The sequence below is a fragment of the Seonamhaeicola marinus genome, from assembly GCF_008085455.1.
On the sequence record NZ_VSDQ01000577.1, the window covers coordinates 227,696 to 248,225 of the forward strand.

General features: G+C 33.7%; 19 protein-coding genes. 10 read left to right on the forward strand and 9 right to left on the reverse strand.

Features of this window, described 5'->3' with window-relative positions; genetic code table 11:
* Positions 1–36 precede the first annotated feature (36 nt).
* Positions 37–774 carry a DUF6503 family protein gene (locus FUA24_RS09380; RefSeq protein WP_148541669.1) on the forward strand — a complete coding sequence of 246 codons (738 nt, stop codon included), beginning with the start codon at positions 37–39 and terminating at the stop codon, positions 772–774.
* Here FUA24_RS09380 and deoD read toward each other — a convergent pair.
* The 6 genes from deoD to FUA24_RS09410 form a co-directional block, all read right to left on the reverse strand.
* A complete protein-coding gene (gene deoD, locus FUA24_RS09385) occupies positions 771–1,469 on the reverse strand; it encodes a purine-nucleoside phosphorylase (protein WP_148541671.1) in 699 nt (232 codons plus the stop codon). The two genes, FUA24_RS09380 and deoD, sit on opposite strands and share 4 nt — an antisense overlap.
* Before the next feature lie 2 nt (positions 1,470–1,471).
* Positions 1,472–2,137, reverse strand: a complete 666-nt coding sequence (gene deoC, locus FUA24_RS09390; RefSeq protein ID WP_148541673.1) for a deoxyribose-phosphate aldolase — start codon at positions 2,135–2,137, stop codon at positions 1,472–1,474.
* Positions 2,138–2,269: 132 nt separating this feature from the next.
* Positions 2,270–2,917, reverse strand: coding sequence for a deoxyribose-phosphate aldolase (gene deoC / locus FUA24_RS09395; RefSeq protein WP_148541675.1), 648 nt, complete (start codon positions 2,915–2,917; stop codon positions 2,270–2,272).
* Positions 2,918–3,179: 262 nt separating this feature from the next.
* Positions 3,180–3,674: an acyl-CoA thioesterase gene (locus FUA24_RS09400; protein WP_148541677.1), complete on the reverse strand. Its 495-nt coding sequence runs from the start codon at positions 3,672–3,674 to the stop codon at positions 3,180–3,182.
* A 45-nt stretch (positions 3,675–3,719) separates the two neighbouring features.
* Positions 3,720–4,316, reverse strand: a complete 597-nt coding sequence (locus FUA24_RS09405; protein WP_148541679.1) for a TetR/AcrR family transcriptional regulator — start codon at positions 4,314–4,316, stop codon at positions 3,720–3,722.
* Between the two features lie 72 nt (positions 4,317–4,388).
* On the reverse strand, positions 4,389–5,246 hold the full coding sequence (locus FUA24_RS09410; RefSeq protein ID WP_148541681.1) for a TraB/GumN family protein: 858 nt from the start codon (positions 5,244–5,246) through the stop codon (positions 4,389–4,391).
* A 130-nt stretch (positions 5,247–5,376) separates the two neighbouring features.
* On the opposite strand from FUA24_RS09410, the gene FUA24_RS09415 reads away from it, so the two are divergent.
* Positions 5,377–5,892 (forward strand): hypothetical protein, encoded by a 516-nt coding sequence (locus FUA24_RS09415; protein WP_148541683.1) that lies wholly within the window; start codon positions 5,377–5,379, stop codon positions 5,890–5,892.
* A gap of 130 nt (positions 5,893–6,022) precedes the next feature.
* Here FUA24_RS09415 and clpB read toward each other — a convergent pair whose 3' ends face one another.
* Positions 6,023–8,629, reverse strand: a complete 2,607-nt coding sequence (gene clpB / locus FUA24_RS09420) for an ATP-dependent chaperone ClpB (RefSeq protein WP_148541685.1) — start codon at positions 8,627–8,629, stop codon at positions 6,023–6,025.
* A gap of 190 nt (positions 8,630–8,819) precedes the next feature.
* Here clpB and FUA24_RS09425 point away from each other — a divergent pair, with 190 nt between their 5' ends.
* The 3 genes from FUA24_RS09425 to FUA24_RS09435 all read left to right on the forward strand — a co-directional run bounded on the left by FUA24_RS09425 (position 8,820) and on the right by FUA24_RS09435 (position 11,619).
* Positions 8,820–9,386, forward strand: a complete 567-nt coding sequence (locus FUA24_RS09425) for a phage tail protein (RefSeq protein WP_148541687.1) — start codon at positions 8,820–8,822, stop codon at positions 9,384–9,386.
* 117 nt (positions 9,387–9,503) lie between these two features.
* Positions 9,504–9,893 carry a bacillithiol system redox-active protein YtxJ gene (ytxJ, locus tag FUA24_RS09430; protein ID WP_148541690.1) on the forward strand — a complete coding sequence of 130 codons (390 nt, stop codon included), beginning with the start codon at positions 9,504–9,506 and terminating at the stop codon, positions 9,891–9,893.
* Positions 9,894–9,936: 43 nt separating this feature from the next.
* Positions 9,937–11,619: an RluA family pseudouridine synthase gene (locus FUA24_RS09435; RefSeq protein ID WP_148541692.1), complete on the forward strand. Its 1,683-nt coding sequence runs from the start codon at positions 9,937–9,939 to the stop codon at positions 11,617–11,619.
* A gap of 1 nt (position 11,620) precedes the next feature.
* On the opposite strand, the gene FUA24_RS09440 is transcribed toward FUA24_RS09435, so the two are convergent.
* Complete coding sequence (locus FUA24_RS09440; RefSeq protein WP_187388233.1) at positions 11,621–13,192, reverse strand: helix-turn-helix transcriptional regulator; 1,572 nt, start codon at positions 13,190–13,192, stop codon at positions 11,621–11,623.
* A gap of 269 nt (positions 13,193–13,461) precedes the next feature.
* On the opposite strand from FUA24_RS09440, the gene FUA24_RS09445 reads away from it, so the two are divergent.
* Together FUA24_RS09445 and FUA24_RS09450 are read left to right on the forward strand one after the other, a co-directional pair.
* A complete protein-coding gene (locus tag FUA24_RS09445; RefSeq protein WP_148541695.1) occupies positions 13,462–15,036 on the forward strand; it encodes an alpha-L-fucosidase in 1,575 nt (524 codons plus the stop codon).
* On the forward strand, positions 15,037–16,629 hold the full coding sequence (locus tag FUA24_RS09450) for an alpha-L-fucosidase (protein WP_148541697.1): 1,593 nt from the start codon (positions 15,037–15,039) through the stop codon (positions 16,627–16,629).
* A 94-nt stretch (positions 16,630–16,723) separates the two neighbouring features.
* Here the strand turns inward: FUA24_RS09450 and FUA24_RS09455 are convergent, their stop codons facing one another.
* Positions 16,724–17,101, reverse strand: a complete 378-nt coding sequence (locus FUA24_RS09455; RefSeq protein ID WP_148541699.1) for a Fur family transcriptional regulator — start codon at positions 17,099–17,101, stop codon at positions 16,724–16,726.
* A gap of 114 nt (positions 17,102–17,215) precedes the next feature.
* Here FUA24_RS09455 and FUA24_RS09460 point away from each other — a divergent pair, with 114 nt between their 5' ends.
* The 3 genes from FUA24_RS09460 to FUA24_RS09470 all read left to right on the forward strand — a co-directional run bounded on the left by FUA24_RS09460 (position 17,216) and on the right by FUA24_RS09470 (position 20,529).
* Complete coding sequence (locus FUA24_RS09460; protein ID WP_148541701.1) at positions 17,216–17,629, forward strand: phosphoribosyl-AMP cyclohydrolase; 414 nt, start codon at positions 17,216–17,218, stop codon at positions 17,627–17,629.
* Positions 17,630–17,643: 14 nt separating this feature from the next.
* Entirely contained in the window at positions 17,644–18,864 is a 1,221-nt protein-coding gene (locus tag FUA24_RS09465; protein WP_148541703.1) for a GTP-binding protein, read from the forward strand.
* A gap of 300 nt (positions 18,865–19,164) precedes the next feature.
* Positions 19,165–20,529 (forward strand): hypothetical protein, encoded by a 1,365-nt coding sequence (locus FUA24_RS09470; protein ID WP_148541705.1) that lies wholly within the window; start codon positions 19,165–19,167, stop codon positions 20,527–20,529.
* The last annotated feature ends 1 nt before the right edge of the window (position 20,530 follow it).

The following is a 20,530-nucleotide window of genomic DNA, read 5'->3' on the forward strand; positions in this document are numbered from 1 at the left end:
TCTAAAAGTTTACGACAGAAACCGAAAATAGAATGTATGCTTAGAAGAATCTGTTTAATTGTTGTTCTTACTAGTGTTTTGGTTAACTGTAAACAAGAAGAAAAATTAACTGCAAAGGCCATCATCGATAGGGCTATGGAGGTATCTGGAGGTAACAAAGTTTCCAATTCAACTATAGATTTTAATTTCAGGAATATTCATTACACTGCTTATAGAAATAATGGAATATTTGAGCTAGGAAGAATATTTATAAAAGAGAATGATACCATTGTAGATTGGCTAACTAACATCGGTTTTCAGAGAACAATAAACAGAGAATTAATTAAGGTTGCCGATAGCATGGTTCCAAGGTATTCGGCTTCGGTTAATTCTGTACATTATTTTTCAGTATTACCATATGGTTTAAATGATGCTGCCGTTAATAAGAACTACATAAGTGAAGTTAAGATTAAAGGAGAAACATACCATAAAATCAGAATTACCTTTAATGAAGATGGAGGAGGAGAGGACTTTGATGATGTATTCCTATATTACGTAAATAAAGAAAATTTTAAAGTAGACTATTTAGCGTATTCCTATGCCGAAGATCATGGTATTGGCTTACGATTTAGAGAAGCTTACAATGAGCGAATTGTAAAAGGGATACGTTTTGTAGATTACAACAACTACAAATCTGAAGGAGAGGCAAAATTGGAAGATTTAGAAACTCTGTTTGAAGCAAACAAATTAAAACTATTATCTAAGATAGAATTAAAGGAGGTTACAGTAAATTAAGCTAATTCTAAAGCGATTTCTATCATCTCTTTAAACGTAGTTTCCCTGTCTTTACTCGGTAAACGATCTCCCGTAACTAAAGAATCGGAAATGGTTAAAATAGTTAAGGCTTTTACATTATGTTTTGCTGCCACGGTGTATAAACCAGCAGTTTCCATTTCTACACAAAGTACACCAAATTTTGACCACTTTTTATAAGATTCAAAGTCGTCTGCGTAGAACTCATCGGAAGTAAAAACGTTTCCCGCTTTAATTGGAATGTTCTTGATTTTAGCTGCTTCTACGGCTTTTTGAAACAATTCAAAGTTTGCTGTAGGTGCATAATCGGCACCACCAAAACGCAATTCATTAACACCAGAATTACTAGATGCAGCCATAGCAAGAACAACATCTCTTACTTTTACATGTTCTTGATACGACCCAGCACTGCCAACACGTATTAAATTTTTAACATCATATTCATTAATCAACTCATGAGTATAGATTGAAATAGAAGGTACGCCCATTCCTGTACCCATAACAGAGATTGGTTTTCCCTTATAAGTACCTGTATAACCAAGCATGCCTCTTACCTTGTTAAAGCAAACAGGGGTATCAAAAAATGTTTCGGCAATCCACTTTGCGCGTAAAGGATCTCCTGGCAATAAGATAGTTTCGGCTATGTCTCCTTTTTTTGCTTCAATGTGTACACTCATAATTAATAATTTGAATTAGATGAAGTTCCTTCTATAATTGCTATACCAGAGGATGTGCCTAATCGGTCTACGCCTAAATTTATGTATTCCAAAGCTGTTTTTGCGTCTCTAATTCCACCAGATGCTTTAATTTTAACACACGTTTTGCAAACACTTTTCATAAGTTTAACATCTTCAATAGTAGCACCACCTGTACCAAATCCCGTAGATGTTTTTATAAAATCGGCACCACTTTGTATCGCCAACTCGCTTGCTTTAATGATTTCTAGTTCCTCTAAATAGCAGGTTTCTAAAATAACTTTTAACGTATGGTTTGGCATACAAGCTTTAACCGCTTCGATGTCCTTCCATACGGCATCAAAATCCTTACTTTTTAAAAGACCTACATTAATGACCATATCAATTTCATCTGCGCCATCTTTTAAGGCGGCTTTTGTTTCGGCCACTTTAGCGTCCGTAGACATGGCGCCTAACGGAAAGCCAATAACACTACATACTTTAACATTACTATCTTTTAATTGTGCTTTAGCAAGAGCTACGTAGCAGCTATTTACACAAACTGAAAAAAAACGGTATTGTTTGGCTTCATCGCATAGTTTTATGATTTCTTCTTTAGTAGCAGTAGCTTTTAAAAGTGTGTGGTCTATATAGGTGTTTAGTAGTTTCATACGGTATACATTTCAATTTGCAATATGCTATTTTTAAGCAGTATAAAGCAATGATTATTATCAGTTTTACATAATAAAAAAAGAGGTTATACCTAAATATAACCTCTTTTAATTAAATATGCTAATTAGATCTTATACCGAAGCAGTATTTGCTTTAAACTCTGTTCTAGCACCTATTCTTGCAACGCCTATATCTAAATATTTATTGGCAGCATCTATATCTGTAATACCACCTGACGCGCATATTTTTAAATAATTTTTTACAGTTTTCTTTATAATCTTTACTACGGTTAATGTAGCACCTCCTTTAGAAAATCCACTTGAAGTTTTAATAAAGTCTACATTGGCATCCATACAGATTTGGCAGGCCTTTATGATTTCATTTTTATTTAATTCTGAAATTTCAATAATTACCTTTAAAGGGTTATTTCCTATAGCAAGTTTTACATCGCTAATATCTTTTAATACCGAAACATAGTTTTTACTTTTTAAAAGACCAATGTTAATGACCATATCTATTTCATTAGCACCGTTTTTAATAGCGGTTTTTGCTTCATGTATTTTAGATAGCGTATCTGTTGCTCCAAATGGAAACCCCACAGTAGACGTAATTTTTACATTGCTCCCAAGGAGTAACTGTTTGGCTAAAGGTACGTTGCAGCTATTTACACAAACAGAGTTCACTTCTCGTTTTTTGGCCTCAAGACAAAAATCTATAATATCTCTTTCTGTTGTTTTTGGACTTAGTTGTGTAAATTCAATTTGCTGGTAAATGTTCATAAATAAGTAGGTTTTATTTCTATTTTATTGGTACGATAAAATAGGGGCTATTAATCAAATAATTTGGTTGAAATGTAGAGTTTGGGGCTTTACATTTTATGCCAAATTAGAAATTATTCTGATTAAAACTTACTCCAAAAATGGTTTTTCGACGAACTACATTGTTAAATTCTACAAGCGGTTAAATATCACGATTTTACGTTTTAACGAGCTTTTAAGATGTTAGTCGGTCTTTTATGTGCTTAGACTGTACGAAATAACATTATAGTGCTTTTGCTAGTTTAGGTTTAAGTTGAGAAATACGTGTTTCAAAGGTGTCTACGTTAATCGGAGTATGAACTGTTTTAAACAAATGCATTAAGTCTTCGGAGTGCTGGTCTCTCTTCTGTGTTAAAAGGTTAAAATGAACAAATCCGCACCATATAACCGCCTTAATTTCGGTTTTAGCTTCGTTATACATGCGCATTTCTACACGCAACTCTGTATCATTGTAGGCTATTAGTTGAGATTGAATAGCTACAGTTTCCATAGTGTATGCTGGTTTTAGGTAAGCTATTTGATTGCTACTAGATACCCAGCTTTTACCTGTCTTTTTAGCCATTTTATGCATGTCAATGTTGTACCCATTTATAAGTTCATCTTCTCTATGATTTATAAAATAGTTAATGTAGTTTCCATTGTTCAAATGATTAAAAGGATCACAATCTTGAAATCTAATCTTTGTTTTACTTTCTAATACGTTTGGTAGTTGCTCCATAGTTTATAATTATTATACCGATTGGTATATTATTGGTTAAAAAAATTAGTGTTTAAGTTCTTTATGTATCATGTCGTCAATTTGGCGCATGGTATCTTTCATATAGAATTCATCATCCATGGTATAGGTCATAAATACGGCACCTTGAATCATGGTATCAATGCGTTTTGCATATTGCATAGCATTTACTTCGCTAGATATTTCTCCTATTTCAATGCCGTCCTCTATTATTGTACAGAGCTGATCTTGTATGCGCTGCACTAAATCTCTAACTTTTTTTAGTAGAAATGTGTTTGTGTTATTAGCATCTACGCCAATATTTAGCATTGGACAACCTCCCAGAGGTTTGGAGAATTTGTAATAGTTTCCGTAAAAATCAGTGATTAAGAATAACTTTTGAATGGGAGAATCGCTTAATTTTAAATGGTCAGATAAGGGTTTCATAAGGGAATTGACCATGTATTTAAAAGCAGCATAGGCTAATTCTTCTTTATTTTTAAAGTTACCATAAATAGCACCCTTAGTTAAACCCGTAGCCTTAGTTATATCGCTAAGACTAGTAGCGGCATATCCATTTTTATTAAAAATAGGAGCTACGGTCTCTATAATATATTGTGTTGTTAAAGCTGCTTTTGTTGTCATATTGAACAAATATAGCAAAAATATACCAAACGGTATATTTTTGCTATATTATTAAAAATTAATGCTTAGATTTTATTGTACTGCAGTTACAGTATAGCCCGCTTGCCTCAATAAATTAATGACACCAAACTCCCCGCCTAAATGTCCAGCTCCAACACCATAAAATGTTGGTTGTTCTTTAGAAAACTCGGAAATTTTGGGAATCCAATTTTTGTTTCGTTTAATTAGAAGTTCGTCTTCATAAGCAGCTATAGAGCTGTCATCATTCTTAATTAAGTCAGCCAGAGAACTAATATCTTCGCTATCATAAATTTTTAACATCTCCGCGAATTTAGCTTTATCTGATTTTAAATTATCCTTAGCCATTTTAACTAAGTCCTTAATTTGTTCTTCATACGGAATAGCATCAAACACCTGTAGTTGTTCTTCAACAGTTTCCAAACCTAAAATTTCTTCATTTTGCGCTTTTGCCACTTTCATTAAAGACATTTCAAATGATTGCATTGGGCAGTCTAGCATTTTAGGGTACAACATGGCACCAATAAAAAACGGCTTCACATTTTGAAGTAACTTTATGGGCATTCCCATATTTTTTATAAAGAGCGAATCTATTGCTGTATAGTCTTCTTCATTTACAAAGTCCTTTATGGTTTTTCCATCTTTCATGTACATACCACCCATCATTTTGGTTTGCATCGTAGGGTCGTCCATATCAATTTCTAAGACCACCTGAGAAGTTTCATCTAAGGCTTTTTGAACATCTGCTTCTATAGTAGCATCACATGTTATATGAATTGTTCCAAATAAGTAAGATGGCTTATCTAAACCATTTCCAGAGATTTTCCAAAGTGTTGAATTCTCAAGTTTTTGGGCATTTAGAGCTAATGAAGAAACTACAGTTAAAAGAAGTAGTGTAAGTTTTAATTTCATAATGTTATTTATTTTGTCCTATTGGTACGATTGCAATAAGAATTGTTACAATAAAATTTAAAAATTAGGGTAACAATTTAGATGTTGATTTGATTTAAGGTTGAATATAAACAATATAAAACCTTTAATCATGAAAACGATAACATTAAAAGCAGCCCTAATAATTTTTATTGCACTATTTTCAAGTTGTTCTAAAGACGATGATACCTCCGAAAATAAAAGTATTACTTCTTTTGAAAATGAAGGAAGTTGGAATTGTGAGCTAGGAGAAACGTGTGAAGACGTTTACCAATTTGAATTTAAGGCAGGATCAAAAATTTCAATTAGTGTTGAAGGCATAACCGGAATGTCTGTTGTTTCATTGGACTTGGCTGCAGATTTTGGTCAGTTTGGTGGGCCTAATTTACTAACGGAAGGCGATGTAACCTATTATGGTTGTACGGGACAAGATGAGGACGTTGCAGTAGTAAACATTGAAATATCAGAAACAAGTACGTATAATCTTGCCTTAGCAAGAGATTGGGGCCTAAGTGCTGGTTTTGATGGCACGTATACTTTGAGTATTATCTCCGATACATCTTTTAAAGACATAGCGCTTCCAATAAATAATACAAAAGCCACTAATTATGAAAGAGAATGCCCTTAATAGGTAAAATAAAGAACATAAAAAAAGCAATCTTCCACTCAAATTAATGAGTTTTAGATTGCTTTTCCACTAACCAACCAACTAATAGACTGTTGTAATCAGGAATTGTTACAACAAAGTCTAGACTATTTTAAAATTCTTCAGTCACCAAATCGCCTTGGTTTCTAAAAACAAGTTTATCGTCAAAGGCATCTAGCAATATGATACTATCTGTTGTTACCTTACCAGCAAGTATTTCTTTACTTAGTTCATTTAATACTTCCTTTTGAATAACGCGTTTAACAGGTCTTGCGCCATATTCTGGATTGTATCCTTTCTCCGCCAAATACGCTATAGCTTCTTGTGTGGCATCAAAGGTAATTCCCTGTTGTGCTATCATCTTGGTTAACCCTTTTAACTGCAATCCAACTATATCTACAATATTGTCTTTTGATAAAGGCGTAAACATAATGGTATCGTCAATTCTATTTAAAAATTCTGGTCTAACACTTTGTTTTAATAAACCAAGTATTTCAACTTTAGCAGCTTCCATTGCGGTATCCATATCTTTAACAGCTTCAAACTTTTCTTGAATAATATGGCTTCCCATATTAGAAGTCATTATGATGATGGTGTTTTTAAAGTCCGCAATTCTTCCTTTATTATCGGTTAACCTTCCTTCATCTAACACCTGAAGTAAGATGTTAAATGTATCGGGATGTGCTTTTTCAATTTCATCTAAAAGGACAACAGAGTACGGTTTTCTTCTTACGGCCTCTGTTAACTGTCCACCTTCGTCGTATCCTACATATCCTGGAGGCGCTCCAACTAATCTGCTCACTGCATGACGTTCTTGATATTCGCTCATATCAATTCTAGTCATTGCATTTTCATCATCAAACAAATATTCTGCAAGAGCTTTAGCTAACTCCGTTTTACCTACACCAGTTGTTCCTAGGAAAAGAAAGGTGCCAATAGGTTTTTGAGGGTTCTGTAACCCAGCTCTACTACGTCTAACAGCATCACTAACAGCAACAATAGCCTCTTCTTGACCAACAACGCGTTTATGAAGCTCGCGTTCTAATTGCAATAATTTTTCGCGCTCGCTTTGAATCATTTTAGTAACAGGAATGCCTGTCCATTTGGCTACAACTTCGGCAATGTCTTCATAGGTAACTTCCTCTTTTATAAGTGCATTTTCTTGTTGCGCTTGTAATTGTTTTTGAAATCCTTCAAGCGCTTCTTGTGCCTCTTTTATTTTACCATAACGCAGCTCAGCAACTTTACCATAATCGCCATCACGTTCGGCGCGTTCAGCTTCCAATTTATAATTTTCAATATCCTGTTTTGTATTTTGAATATTGTCAACTACTTCTTTCTCGCTTTTCCATTTGGCATTAATCTCATTTCTGGCTTCTTTAATGTTTGCTAAATCGGCACGCAGTGACTTTAATTTACTTTCATCTTTCTCTCGTTTAATGGCTTCAATTTCAATCTCCAGTTGCATAATCTTTCTATCCATTACATCTAACTCCTCTGGTTTAGAATTGATTTCCATGCGTAGTTTAGATGCAGCTTCATCCATTAAATCGATAGCTTTGTCTGGTAGAAATCTATTGGTAATATATCGGGTAGATAACTCTACAGCACCAATGATGGCTTCATCTTTAATTCTAACTTTATGATGTGTTTCATATTTTTCTTTAATACCTCTTAAGATTGAAATAGCACTTTCAATATCTGGCTCATTAACCATTACTTTTTGAAACCTTCGTTCAAGTGCTTTGTCTTTTTCAAAGTATTTTTGATACTCGTCTAATGTGGTTGCTCCTATGGCTCTTAATTCACCACGAGCTAAAGCAGGTTTTAAGATATTAGCGGCATCCATTGCGCCTTGTCCGCCACCAGCACCTACAAGTGTATGAATTTCATCAATAAATAATACAATATCTCCATTGCTAGTAGTAACCTCTTTTATAACAGATTTTAAGCGTTCTTCAAATTCACCTTTGTACTTAGCGCCAGCAATTAATGCACCCATATCTAGGGCAAATATTTGTTTGTCTTTTAAGTTTTCGGGAATATCACCATCAATAATTCTATGTGCTAAACCTTCGGCTATGGCCGTTTTTCCGGTTCCAGGCTCACCAACAAGAATCGGATTGTTTTTGGTTCTACGAGATAGAATCTGGAGAATTCTGCGAATTTCTTCATCTCTACCAATAACTGGATCTAGTTTTCCATCTTTTGCTAATTGATTAAGATTCTTAGCATATTTACTTAAAGCATTATAAGTGTCTTCCTGACTTTGAGACGTTACATTCTCGCCTTTACGTAATTCTTCAATTGCAGCATTAAGACCTTTTTCAGTAACACCTTGGTCTTTTAGCATTTGAGCTATTTTACTTTTGGATTTAAAAACAGCAATAATTAAATGTTCAATTGAAACGAAATCGTCTTTCATCTTTTTAGCAATAACAGAAGCTTCTGTAAGGCTTTTTCCAGCTTCTCTAGACAACATAAGTTCTGTTCCAGATACTTTAGAAAAACTTTCTAATTGTTTGTCTAGAGCTTGCTTTAAGATAGAAACATTTACGTTTAACTTCTTTAAAATAAAGGGAAGCACATTTTCATCTACCTCTAAGATACCTTTAAATAAATGTTCGTTTTCTATTTGTTGATGGCCAAAACCTTGGGCTATTTGTTGCGCCTGTTGTATGGCCTCTTGTGATTTTATAGTATAATTATTAAAATTCATAGCGTGTGTTAATGTATTTACGCTTTTGTTTAGTCAATAATCTTACCATTGGAATTTACAGGACAAAATGTCGTTTGTTGATGGTTTTTGTGTGACTTTTCGTCAGTTTAACTGCTAATTAATTAACAATTGAAAGGAATTTATAATTAACTTTATGTCAACTAATAGTATTAACCTTAACTTTTTTATTATGAAATTTAAATTATACAAAGCGGTATTTGTACTGCTACTATTTGGCTCTATTTCTGGATTTTCTCAAGAAGCATTTATAGGTGAAGTGAGACTGTTTGCTGGTAATTTTGCTCCAAGAGGATGGGCGTTTTGCGATGGTCAGTTATTATCTATTAGCTCCAATACGGCATTGTTTTCAATTCTGGGAACCATGTATGGTGGTGATGGAAGAACTACTTTTGCCTTGCCCGATTTAAGAGGACGCGTGGCGGTTGGTGTAGGTCAAGGTCCAGGACTATCAAGACGAATGCAAGGGCAGAAATTTGGTTCTGAGACCAATACCTTAACCTCTTTGAACTTACCATCTCATAACCATAGCGTTAATGTTAAAGGAAATTCGAGTAGTAAGAATGTCCCATCTAGTTCTATTATACCAATACAGGGAAGTTCTTCAGGAAGCTATTCTAAAGCTGGGGCTGTAAAATCGAATAACACCGGCGCTAATCAAGCAGTAAATAATGTACAACCATCTTTAGGCATTAGATATATTATTTGTCTTCAAGGTATTTTTCCTTCCAGAAGTTAAAAAACAGTATTAATTGGAAAAAAGGTGAAAATGTGTATTTTCACCTTTTTTATTTTAAAAACGTAAGTTTTAAGTGAGAAACCGACTCACTTTAAGCATGAATTACAAAGAAATGTTATGGGAATTATAAATAAAATATTTGGTGGTTCTAGTGAGCCAAAAGAAGAAAAAGTTTTGCCTTGGATTGCTCTAAATACTGTAGCTCAACTTAATGATATTGAAGAAAAATCTAAAGATAAAACACAGGTTATTTTTAAACATTCTACACGTTGTGGCATTAGTAGAATGGTAATGAATCAATTTGTAGATGCCTATAACTTTACTGAAGAGGATTTTGATTTATACTATCTAGACTTGTTGAATTATAGAGATGTTTCAAATGAAGTAGGTTATAAGTTTCAAGTTATGCACGAGTCTCCACAGTTATTAGTAATTAAAAAAGGAGAAACTATCGCACATGCTTCTCACGGACAAATAAATGCCATTGATTTATCGAACTTCGCTTAACAACGCGCATTAAATTTTGTTTCTTTGTAGCCCTTTTGGAGCTATGAAAAAATTTGAAGACGTTTTGTTTCATCCACTTCAGGTAGATTCTAATATTGAATTACCTGAGAAGTTTACCTTTCCCTTTTATTATGAGCCACATGCACTAAGTATTCTGGCCTCAGAAGATTTACAGCACTATTTGGAAAAAGAAGCGGATTTTGATCATAATTTCGGACTAAAGCCGGATGCTCAAGGTATGGTAATAGGAAAGATGTTTGGTGTTATGGTTGTGCAAAGAGAAGATCAATCTATAGGATATTTGGCTGCCTTTTCAGGAAAACTTGCCGAAAGTAATGTACATAAAGGTTTTGTTCCAACAGTTTATGATACTCTTAACCCTAAAGGGTTTTACAAGATTGGTGAGCAGGAGTTGAACCAGATGAATAAAGAGATTGAAATTCTTGAGTCTTCGGATGATTATTGTTCAGCAAAAAAGAAGTATGAAGATAATGTAAAGGCTTTTGATTCTGAGCTAAAGGAACTAAAGCAAACAATTAAAGAGAAGAAAGCTGAGCGTAATAAGTTAAGAGACTCTGAAGTTAATAAACTATCTCCTGAAGCTTATGAAAATCTACTTGAAGAACTCAAAAAGCAAAGTATTTACTATCATTTTAGATTAAAGGATTTAAAAAACGATTGGAACCTTAAGGTTGAAGAAGCCGAAACTCATTTTAAGAGTTTACAAACAAGATTAGATACTTTAAAAGAAAAACGAAAAGCTCAATCCGCATCTCTGCAAAAGCAGTTGCATGAGCAATATGCTTTTTTAGATGCCAATGGTGATACAAAAGATCTTCTAGATATTTTTGAAAATACTACGGTGAGAATTCCACCAGCTGGGGCAGGGGAATGTGCAGCTCCAAAACTGTTTCAATATGCCTATGAAAATGCACTGAAACCTATTGTTATGGCAGAATTTTGGTGGGGTGCTTCACCAAAGTCCCAGGTACGAAAGCATAAACAGTTTTATCCGGCTTGTAGAAGCAAATGCGAGCCTATTTTAGGACATATGATGCAGGGACTTACAGTTGAAGACAACCCTATTTTAGAGGTTAAAAAACATGAGGCACCTTTAGAAATCTTGTATGAGGATGATTATTTAGTATTAGTAAACAAGCCACACGAATTTTTATCGGTTCCAGGAAAAACCCATTTGGATTCTGTGCAAACTAAAATGCAACAGTATTTACCTAACAGTAGGCCATTGTTAGTCCATAGGTTAGATATGTCAACTTCGGGTATATTGTTAGTTGCTAAAAATGAAAAAACCCATAAAAATCTTCAAAAACAGTTTATAAAACGTACGGTTAAAAAACGTTATGTGGCGATTTTAAATGGTGAACTTTCTAAAAAAGAAGGGATTATAGATTTACCATTACGCGTAGATTTAGATAATAGACCACAACAATTGGTATGTTATGAACATGGCAAACCTGCTACAACCAAATACGAAGTTATAGAGGTAAAAGAGGGTAAAACCAGAATTCACTTTTATCCAATTACAGGAAGAACACATCAGTTACGCGTGCATGCCGCACATGGCAATGGTTTAAAGATGCCAATTCTTGGCGATGACTTATATGGAACTAAGGCAGAGCGTTTACATTTGCATGCAGAAGAATTAACTTTTGAACATCCTGTGACTAAAAAGGAGTTGCATATTGTTTGTGAGGCGCCTTTTTAGTCTAAATCACAGTAAGATAATTAGTTAAATTATCGTTACGCTGTAATCCAATTTTTTTCCTTATTCTAGAACGTGCCATATGAACGCTGTTAAGTGAGATTCCAAGTAGGTGCGACATTTCTTTACTATCAAAATTTAGCTTAATAAGAGCACAATGTTTTAAATCTGTTGGAGTTAAATCGGGATGTAGTTCCAATAGTTTATCGTAAAAACTACTGTTTACATGTGTAAATCTTAGATGGAAATCATCCCATATTTTCTTATTGGTAAGCTTATGTTTTCTTTTAAGTATTTTGTATTGTTTTGGATCTTTTTGTTCTATGGTGTCTAATAGTTCTTTAACCGCCGACTCTTTCTCTATAATTTGGAGGGCATTTGCTGTAAGTTCTTTATTTTTTAAATCCAATATAGCTTTGTTTTTTTCTCTTGTAAAAGCCATTTGCTTCATCTTGTTACGCTGTTTAAGCATTATCATGGCAAGAATTATAAAAAGAATGAGCACTCCAATAAGAAGTTTTAACCAAAAACTAGCACGTTTGTTGGCATTAAGAATTTTGTTCTGAGACAGTAACTCCTGTTCCTTTTTTTCTAAAGCCTCTTTATAATTGTTTTTTATCTCAAACAAATGTTTGTTTAGAGTACTTTGAGCATGAAACAAACTATCTGATATAGACTTAGACCGTAACATATATTTAAAGGCATCCACATGATTATTTTCTACAGAATTTAAATTTGAAAGCGCCTCTAAAACCTTAGGCTTCAATTTTATGTTATAGGTTAAGGAATCAATAGCGTTAAGCGACTTTTTATAGTAGTATTGTGCACTATCTGTTTCTTTAAGCGCTTGTTTAAGTTCTCCAATATGAAAAGAAATCATTGTTTGAAATCCGTTGTTATGTTTTTGTAAATAAGGCAAAACACCTTTAAAATAGCTTTTAGAGGCTTTATAATTACCCATTTTTAAGTGGGCAATGCCATACACGCCATCAACAAAATGTAACCTGCCAGAATTTTCATGAAAGATATAGCAGGAGTCTAAATATGTTATAGCTTTATTATAAGATTGCATGTCTAAATACTGCACAGCGACATCCAGATATGATGAAATAACGGTGTTGGTTTCAGCATTCATTTTTAATGCATGAGCTTTAGCTATTTTTAAGCCAGCTTTGGTGTGTTCTAAAGCAATACTGTCTTTATCAAATGCACTATAAAGTATTCCCAACATTTGATTGAATTTGTAAAGCGGCTTTTTGTTCTCAATAGAGTCTGCTAATGGTAGAGCTTCCCAAATAAGGTCGAAAGCCTTATTAAAATGACCTTTTCTGTGTTCAATATCAGATAGATAATGAATACAAATCAAATAATTTGTAATATCTCCTTTTTTCTTAAAAAACATGGCTCCTTGGTTAAAATATGTAAAAGCTTCTTCAGGTGTTTTTTGGGTCATTATATACTGTTCCCTATTAAATCTATCCTGAGAATATAGGACGTCTAAAGATTGAGCAAGAGTACCTTCAATCATAAAAAATAAAGATAGTAGTGTAAAGAATGTTTTCAATTGATATTTCATAAAACTAATTGGTATCATTTAAAAGTAATAAATACCCTTAAGACTATAGTTGAAATGATTCCTGTTAGCTGCAAAATATAGTTATAATATAGTCTGTTTTTGCATATTTAAAAATTAATAAATGAACTTTGAAGTGTTGAAAAACAAGTGATTGTACTGGTTTTTAAAATTTGATTTTGGTTTTTAAAATCAAATCAAAATATAGTGCATTGGGTCTTGTAAATATAGTTTCAATTAGAAATAAACATATAACTAAATAAGTAAACATAATGACTATTAGAACAATTTTAAACGCAGTCTTTTTGTATCTAGCGTTGTTTTCAATTATTAAAACGAATGCCCAAAATAATCTTAGTGAGACTAAGAAAATCGAACAAAAGGAAAGAGAACGCTATAAAGAGGAATGGGTGTCTATAGCCAAACATTCTTGCCCGGAATGGTTTAGAGATGCTAAATTTGGTATTTACACACATTATGGTCCAGCAGTAAACGCTACAAAGTATAAACAAACAGAATGGTGGGGTTGGGCTATGTATAATACAAAACAGAAGTACTGGACTAACGCTGTGAGGCCTAATTCTCCTGATACTACAGGTTCATTTAAACTACAATTAAAAAAGTGGGGGCACCCAAACGATTTTGGTTATAAAGATTTCATAAAAGAGTTTAAACCAACAAAATTTAATGCTGATGAGTGGGCAGATTTATTTGATAAAGCAGGCGCCAAGTTTTCTGGTCCTATGGGAACTCATCATGATAACTTTATGTTATGGGATTCTGAAGTTACTCGTTGGAATAGTGTAAGAACCGCAGGTGTTAATGTTGTGGGTGATTTAGAAAAAGCCATTAGAAAACGAGGTATGAAGTATTTAATCACCTTTCATCATGCCTTTTCCTGGTGGTTTTTCAGTGAATCCTATAAATATGATGGAGGTGTCCCTGGAAATGAAGATTTGTATTGTAGACCACACAAGTTTTCGGGTGATCCTGATAGTTTTGACGAATATCCAGATGCCGAGTATGAAGACCTTTGGTTTAAAAAGCTTGAAGAGGCAGCAGAAAAATACCATCCTGATTTATATTGGTTCGATATGGGTTTGGAACTGTTAAGCGATGATATTAGAAAAAAAGCCTATGCCAGATTATTAAATTTAGCGGCGTCCAAAAATCAAGATATAGGGATTAGTTATAAAATTAAATTCCAGCAGTGTATTCCGGCATCTGCTGGTATTTTAGATTTTGAAAAAGGCAGATCTGTTAGGGCATTAGAACGCCCCTGGTTAACAGATACGCCATTGGCGGGTTGGTTTTACAATGGAAGACCTTCTCGTTCTACTGAAGCAATCGTAGAAATTCTAGTAGATATTGTTAGTAAAAATGGATGCCTATTACTCGATGTTAGTCCCAAACCCGATGGTTCTGTACCAGAGGATCAAAAAGAAACTTTGTTAGGTATTGGCGAGTGGTTAAAAACGAATGGTGAAGCAATTTACAATACACGCCCCTGGATTATTGCTGGAGAAGGCCCAACAGAGCTAGATAAAGATGGACATTTTAACGAAAACTGGGAGGCCATTTATACAGAAAAAGATATCCGGTTTACCCAAAGTAAAGACGAAAGTACTCTTTATGTCACAGTGCTAGATAGACCAACTAAAGGAGAAGTAGTAGTCAAAAAATTAGCTAGTATTTACCCGTATTTAGACCGAGACATTATAGATGTTAAACTCTTAGGAACCGAGACTGAAATCTCATGGAAAAGAGATGGAAAGGGTTTGTGTTTAGAATTCCCGGAGAATGCTAAAGGAAAACATGCGTTCAGTTATCAATTGAAGTTAAAATAAATGAATACAAAATATATATTAACTCTAATGATGTGTCTGGTATTAATGCAGTTTAATGGGCAAAACAGACAGCAGGAAAAAGAAAACGCAAGTGAGGTAGACCAAATAGCTGAAGCGAAAAAAGCAGGAAATACGTTTAAAGAAGAATGGCCTTCTATAGCCAAACATTCTTGCCCGGAATGGTTTAGAGATGCTAAATTTGGAATTTTTACTTGCATAGGGCCAGCCACCTTGGCGACACAACATAAAACCACCGAATGGTACGGTTGGGCAATGTATGATACGGTTGGTGTTTACTGGAATAATGCGCCGAGACAAAAAGATCCGAAACCTTCAAATGTGTTTTTAAGACATAAAGAACTCTTTGGAGGAGATCAACACGAATTTGGTTATAAAGACGTTATAAAACAGTTCAAACCCGCTAAGTTTAATGCCGAAAAATGGGCCGAATTATTTCATAAATCTGGAGCTAAATTTATGGGGCCTATTGGAGTGTTTCATGATAATTATTTGAATTGGGACTCTGATGTTAGTCGGTGGAATAGTAAAGATATGGCGGGTATAGATATTACAGGAGATCTGGAAAAAGCCATTAAAAGACGTGGAATGAAATTCTTAATTACTTACCATCATGCCTTTACATGGTATTGGTATTATCATTCTTTCGCATTTGATGGAGGTATCCCTGGAAATGAAGATTTATACGGGAAAGTTCATGGTTTCTCATCCGAAGGCGATAGTTTTGAGCCTTATCCTGACGCTGATTTTGAAGCGCGTTGGTTTCAAATATTAAAAGAATCAGCTGATAAGTATAGTCCTGATTTGTTTTGGTTTGATATGGGATTGGAGTTATTAAGTGATGATATTAGAAAAAAGGCATTTGCATATTTACTCAATCAAGCTGAACAAAAACAGCAAGATATAGGTATGGCGTATAAAATTAAATTTGATGTTTGTATACCACCAAGAGCAGGAATTTTAGATTATGAAAAGGGGCGTTCTACAGGATTAAGACGGGACCCATGGTTAAGTGATACACCACTTGGAGGTTGGTTTTATAATGGAAGGAAGTCACGCTCAGCAAAGGCTATAGTAGAAATTCTAATTGATATAGTTAGTAAAAATGGTTGTTTATTACTAGATGTAAGCCCTAAAGCGGATGGTACAATTCCAGAAGATCAACAAGAAACTTTATTAGGTATTGGTGAGTGGTTAGCAATAAATGGTGAAGCTATTTATAACACACGTCCGTTTACTATTGCAGAAGAAGGCCCAACCAAACTTGAAGCCGATGGACATTTTAATGAGAACTGGGAAGCTATTTATACTTCAGAAGATATTAGATTTACTAGAAGTAAAGACAATAATACATTGTATGTTATTGTAATGGATAAACCTGAAAATGGCAGGGTTATTTCAAAAATGTTATCTACTGTAAACCCTTATCTAACAAGAGATATTGCATCAATAGAACTTATGGGTAATGAAGATAAAAATATTACTTGGAAACGTGGGTTAACTGGTCTTGAACTATCATTTCCCGAAAATGTAAGCGGAAAACATGCTTGGTGCTATAGACTTCGGTTAAAGTAATATAGATAGAACTATGATTAAGCACCCTAAAAGGGTGCTTTTTTGTTCGTAAAGAACAAGTCGCAAATAGTTATCTCTTTAAGATTCGCAAATTTTAATCCTCACAATCCTTACACTTCCCAGTTAATAAAATAGAAGCAGTATTTATATTATAGGCTTCAACTTCTGGGATTTGGATTGAAATGGGTAAACATTCGGTTTTTCCACAGTCTTCACATTGAAAATGCGGGTGTAAACCTAACTCCTCTTGTTGTTCGGAAGTATAGGGCGCATACCATTTAAGACCGTCTTTTCCTATAAAGGAATGCAAAGTACCGTCATCTTCTAAGCGCTCAAGAATTCTATACACAGTAGATCTATTCATTTGGTGTTTGAATTTTTCTATTAGCGCTGTGGTAGACATTGCCGCATTACACCCTTCAAAAACTTCGAGTAGAGCCTTAACCGATTTGGTTTTTCTTGTAATTCCCATGTTACAAATCTATTGCAACTTAGTTGCATTTAAAAATATTTTTTAATTTTGATTGAAAGAAACACAATATCCTACACTTAATTGTTAAGATAAATCTATGTTAAATTTATAACTATGGTCACAAAATCTATAAATGAACTTGAAGAAGGGGTGATGTTAGAGCCTCAGTTCGATAAACGAGACGGACTATTACCTGTAGCAGTGCAAGAGACGTCTACTGGACAGATTTTAATGTTGGCATCGGTAAATGAGGAAGCATTTAAAAAAACGTTAGACACAAAGTTGGCCACATTTTGGAGTACCTCAAGAAAACAACTATGGACTAAGGGTGAAACCTCGGGCGATTTACTTCAAGTAGATAATATTTTGATTGATTGCGATCAGGATGCACTGGTGTACCAAGTAACCCTTCTAGGTGATGGCGTTTGTCATACTTTTGATACAAAAGGTAACCACAGAAAAGCTTGCTTCTATAGAGAGCTAGATATAAATGAACACCGTCTTAAGTTTATTAAAGACATGAAATAACAAAAAATAAAGCTATGATAACAGAAAATAAACTTCCAGTAACAGTTTTAAGTGGGTTCTTAGGGGCAGGAAAAACCACATTACTTAATCATGTTTTACATAATAAAGAAGGCTTAAAAGTAGCAGTTATTGTAAATGATATGAGTGAGGTTAATGTTGATGCGGACCTAGTTAAAAATGAAAACACCTTATCCAGAACTGAGGAAAAACTGGTAGAAATGAGCAACGGTTGTATTTGCTGTACACTTCGTGAAGATCTTATGGTAGAGGTAGAACGATTAGCTAAAGAAAACCGATTTGATTATTTGCTTATTGAAAGTACTGGGATTAGTGAACCCGTGCCGGTAGCACAAACCTTTTCTTTTGTAGATGAAGAAAATGGTATAGACCTTTCGCGCTTTAGTTATATTGATACTATGGTAACGGTGGTAGATGCATTTAACTTTTTTAATGATTTTGGGAGTAGAGAAAAGTTAATGGATAGAGCCCTTACCGATATGGAGGAAGATTTTAGAACTATTGCTGATTTACTTACCGATCAAGTTGAGTTTGCTAATGTTATTATTTTAAATAAGACCGATTTAGTTTCTGAGGAACACCTGAAAACTTTAAAAGGCTCTATAAAAAAATTAAATCCTTCTGCACGTATTATTGAATCGTCCTATAGCAAAGTTGCCCCAGAAGAAATTTTGAATACAAAGCTTTTTAATTATGAAGAGGCGGAGCAAAGTGCTGGTTGGATTGAAGAACTTAAAAAAGATGAACATACCCCAGAAACAGAAGAATATGGTATAACCTCTTTTGTTTTTAAATCTAAAACTCCTTTTGATCCTGAACGCTTTTTTGATTTTGCTCAAAAATTCCCGAAAACTATAATTAGAAGTAAGGGGTTATTTTGGTTAGCTTCAAGACCAGAACAAGCCTTAGTTTGGGGACAAGCCGGAGGCTCATTAAAGGCTCACTCGGCTGGTGTTTGGTGGAGTAGTATGCCACTAAAGAAAAGAATGCAGTTTGGGGCGTTTATAGAAAATAAAGATATCATAGAAGAAACTTGGCATAAGGCTTTTGGTGACAGAAAAAATGAAATTGTGTTTATTGGTCAAACAATGGATAAAGAAAATATTATAGAAACTCTTAATGCTTGCCTAGCAACAAATGATGAAATAAAGAACGAAAAATGGAAGCAAGGCTATGAAGATCGTTGGCCTATGCCCAGAGCTCATGGAGCAAAATAATTTATAAAAGTCATTAGAAAACGCCCAATTGGGCGTTTTTTAGTTTTAGTTGAACTGTTGTTTGGTAATAATGTTTTTTAAGTTTTGCTTTTAGGTCAGTATAGTAAACCATTTCTTCGTTAGTAGGGAAGGGAATGAGTTTTGTTTCATCATATTTTACCTTCCATGAGTATATTATTTTGCTAATAATTCATTAATCTTTAATTAATATTATTAAATAGTTATTTAATTCATTTTCATTTGTTTGTATTTTTATTTGTAAGAATTAAATGATATACTTGTAAGTATAAATGAATTAAAATGAGACGTATATTTTCTTCAGTATATAGGTGTTTATTCCTATTGTTTTTTTTGTGTTCTTTTTTACATATACAAAAGCTAAATGCTCAATTTGAATTAGAATGGGAATCTAATCATAATTTTAAAGGAATTTCCAGTATTACGTTTGGAGGGACCAACAATGTATATGTAATGTCAATAAATGGAGATGCAAAAGCAGATGTTGTTAAAGCTTTTGAATTAAACGGCGATTCTCAAGGAGCCACATTAAGAATTAATAAAACTTTATCTGCAGGCAGTGGAAGTAGAATACTGAAATTACCAGAAATTTTTATTCAAAATAAGTTCATTCATAAAACTGTAAAGCTTAAAAAGAACATAATTATTGACAAAACGGACGCTAAGTACTGGTATAATGAATTGACTCTTTTTGATAAAAGTGGAAAAGAATTGAGTACCGTAGATTTTGAGGCACCAAATAGAATTAGTAAAATTTCTAATATTTTTTACGATAACAGCCATTTTTACTTAATAGGAACTAAGGGGCATAATTTGGACGTTGCCCAAAGGTCTGAACCGATTGTTTTTATGGTAAAACTTAATTATAATGGTGATATTATTTGGGAAAGAACAGTACATATTCCCTTTCCTTATAACGAAAAAATAAATAATCTGTCCTTATATCGTAATGATTATATGACGATTAGAGAAGTGGATTCAAAAATAGACATAATCTACTTAAATAAGCAATATGAGTATACGCTATCTACAATAAATAAAGAAGGTAGTGTCTTAAAGGTTAATCAGTTCAAAAAGGGAGAAAATAGCATAAAAGCTATAGAACTGAATAAAGATTTAACAAAGGTGTTTTCATATTCGGATAAGAAGCAAAAAAAATTAGAAAAAGAGCATCAAAAGAAGCAATTTGAAATTGAATCTATTATTACCAACACAGGAGAATATAATTCTAAAGTAGTTTCAGAAAGCCTCTATAAAAAAGGCGTAATTCTCGATATTTCATATTATGATGACGCCTTGTTTGTTTACTACAAAGAGGAAAAGAAAAAAGAAGAACCTAAGTATTTTCTCGGTAAGTTTAATGAGGATTTTAAGCTTATATCTAAAATTGAAATCACAGAACAATTAAAAGGAAAGTTAAGTAAAAAGGCCACTCTATTTACTGCAGATAATATGGCTTTTATTAGCCATAAATCTAATATGCTAGTTTTTAATTGTAATGATTTAAGTATGGATTGGTCTTTTCCAAACTCAGATTTAAAGGGGATTGACCACGTAATTTACGCAAAGGGAAAACTATTAGTTGTTCTTAATGGTGGTGCGTTTGGCGCTGCCAAATACTCATTTTTTAATCATATTAAAGACTAGT

Coding starts and splice junctions, on each gene's coding strand:
- FUA24_RS09465 (WP_148541703.1), top strand. CDS start 17,644: ATGATAACAGAAAATAAACTTCCAGTAACAGTTTTAAGTGGGTTCTTA.
- FUA24_RS09460 (WP_148541701.1), top strand. CDS start 17,216: ATGGTCACAAAATCTATAAATGAACTTGAAGAAGGGGTGATGTTAGAG.
- FUA24_RS09410 (WP_148541681.1), bottom strand. CDS start 5,246: ATGAAATTAAAACTTACACTACTTCTTTTAACTGTAGTTTCTTCATTA.
- FUA24_RS09435 (WP_148541692.1), top strand. CDS start 9,937: ATGAAAAAATTTGAAGACGTTTTGTTTCATCCACTTCAGGTAGATTCT.
- FUA24_RS09445 (WP_148541695.1), top strand. CDS start 13,462: ATGACTATTAGAACAATTTTAAACGCAGTCTTTTTGTATCTAGCGTTG.
- FUA24_RS09405 (WP_148541679.1), bottom strand. CDS start 4,316: ATGACAACAAAAGCAGCTTTAACAACACAATATATTATAGAGACCGTA.
- FUA24_RS09450 (WP_148541697.1), top strand. CDS start 15,037: ATGAATACAAAATATATATTAACTCTAATGATGTGTCTGGTATTAATG.
- FUA24_RS09415 (WP_148541683.1), top strand. CDS start 5,377: ATGAAAACGATAACATTAAAAGCAGCCCTAATAATTTTTATTGCACTA.
- FUA24_RS09400 (WP_148541677.1), bottom strand. CDS start 3,674: ATGGAGCAACTACCAAACGTATTAGAAAGTAAAACAAAGATTAGATTT.
- deoC (WP_148541675.1), bottom strand. CDS start 2,917: ATGAACATTTACCAGCAAATTGAATTTACACAACTAAGTCCAAAAACA.
- FUA24_RS09455 (WP_148541699.1), bottom strand. CDS start 17,101: ATGGGAATTACAAGAAAAACCAAATCGGTTAAGGCTCTACTCGAAGTT.
- FUA24_RS09380 (WP_148541669.1), top strand. CDS start 37: ATGCTTAGAAGAATCTGTTTAATTGTTGTTCTTACTAGTGTTTTGGTT.
- deoD (WP_148541671.1), bottom strand. CDS start 1,469: ATGAGTGTACACATTGAAGCAAAAAAAGGAGACATAGCCGAAACTATC.
- FUA24_RS09470 (WP_148541705.1), top strand. CDS start 19,165: ATGAGACGTATATTTTCTTCAGTATATAGGTGTTTATTCCTATTGTTT.
- ytxJ (WP_148541690.1), top strand. CDS start 9,504: ATGGGAATTATAAATAAAATATTTGGTGGTTCTAGTGAGCCAAAAGAA.
- FUA24_RS09440 (WP_187388233.1), bottom strand. CDS start 13,192: ATGAAATATCAATTGAAAACATTCTTTACACTACTATCTTTATTTTTT.
- FUA24_RS09425 (WP_148541687.1), top strand. CDS start 8,820: ATGAAATTTAAATTATACAAAGCGGTATTTGTACTGCTACTATTTGGC.
- deoC (WP_148541673.1), bottom strand. CDS start 2,137: ATGAAACTACTAAACACCTATATAGACCACACACTTTTAAAAGCTACT.
- clpB (WP_148541685.1), bottom strand. CDS start 8,629: ATGAATTTTAATAATTATACTATAAAATCACAAGAGGCCATACAACAG.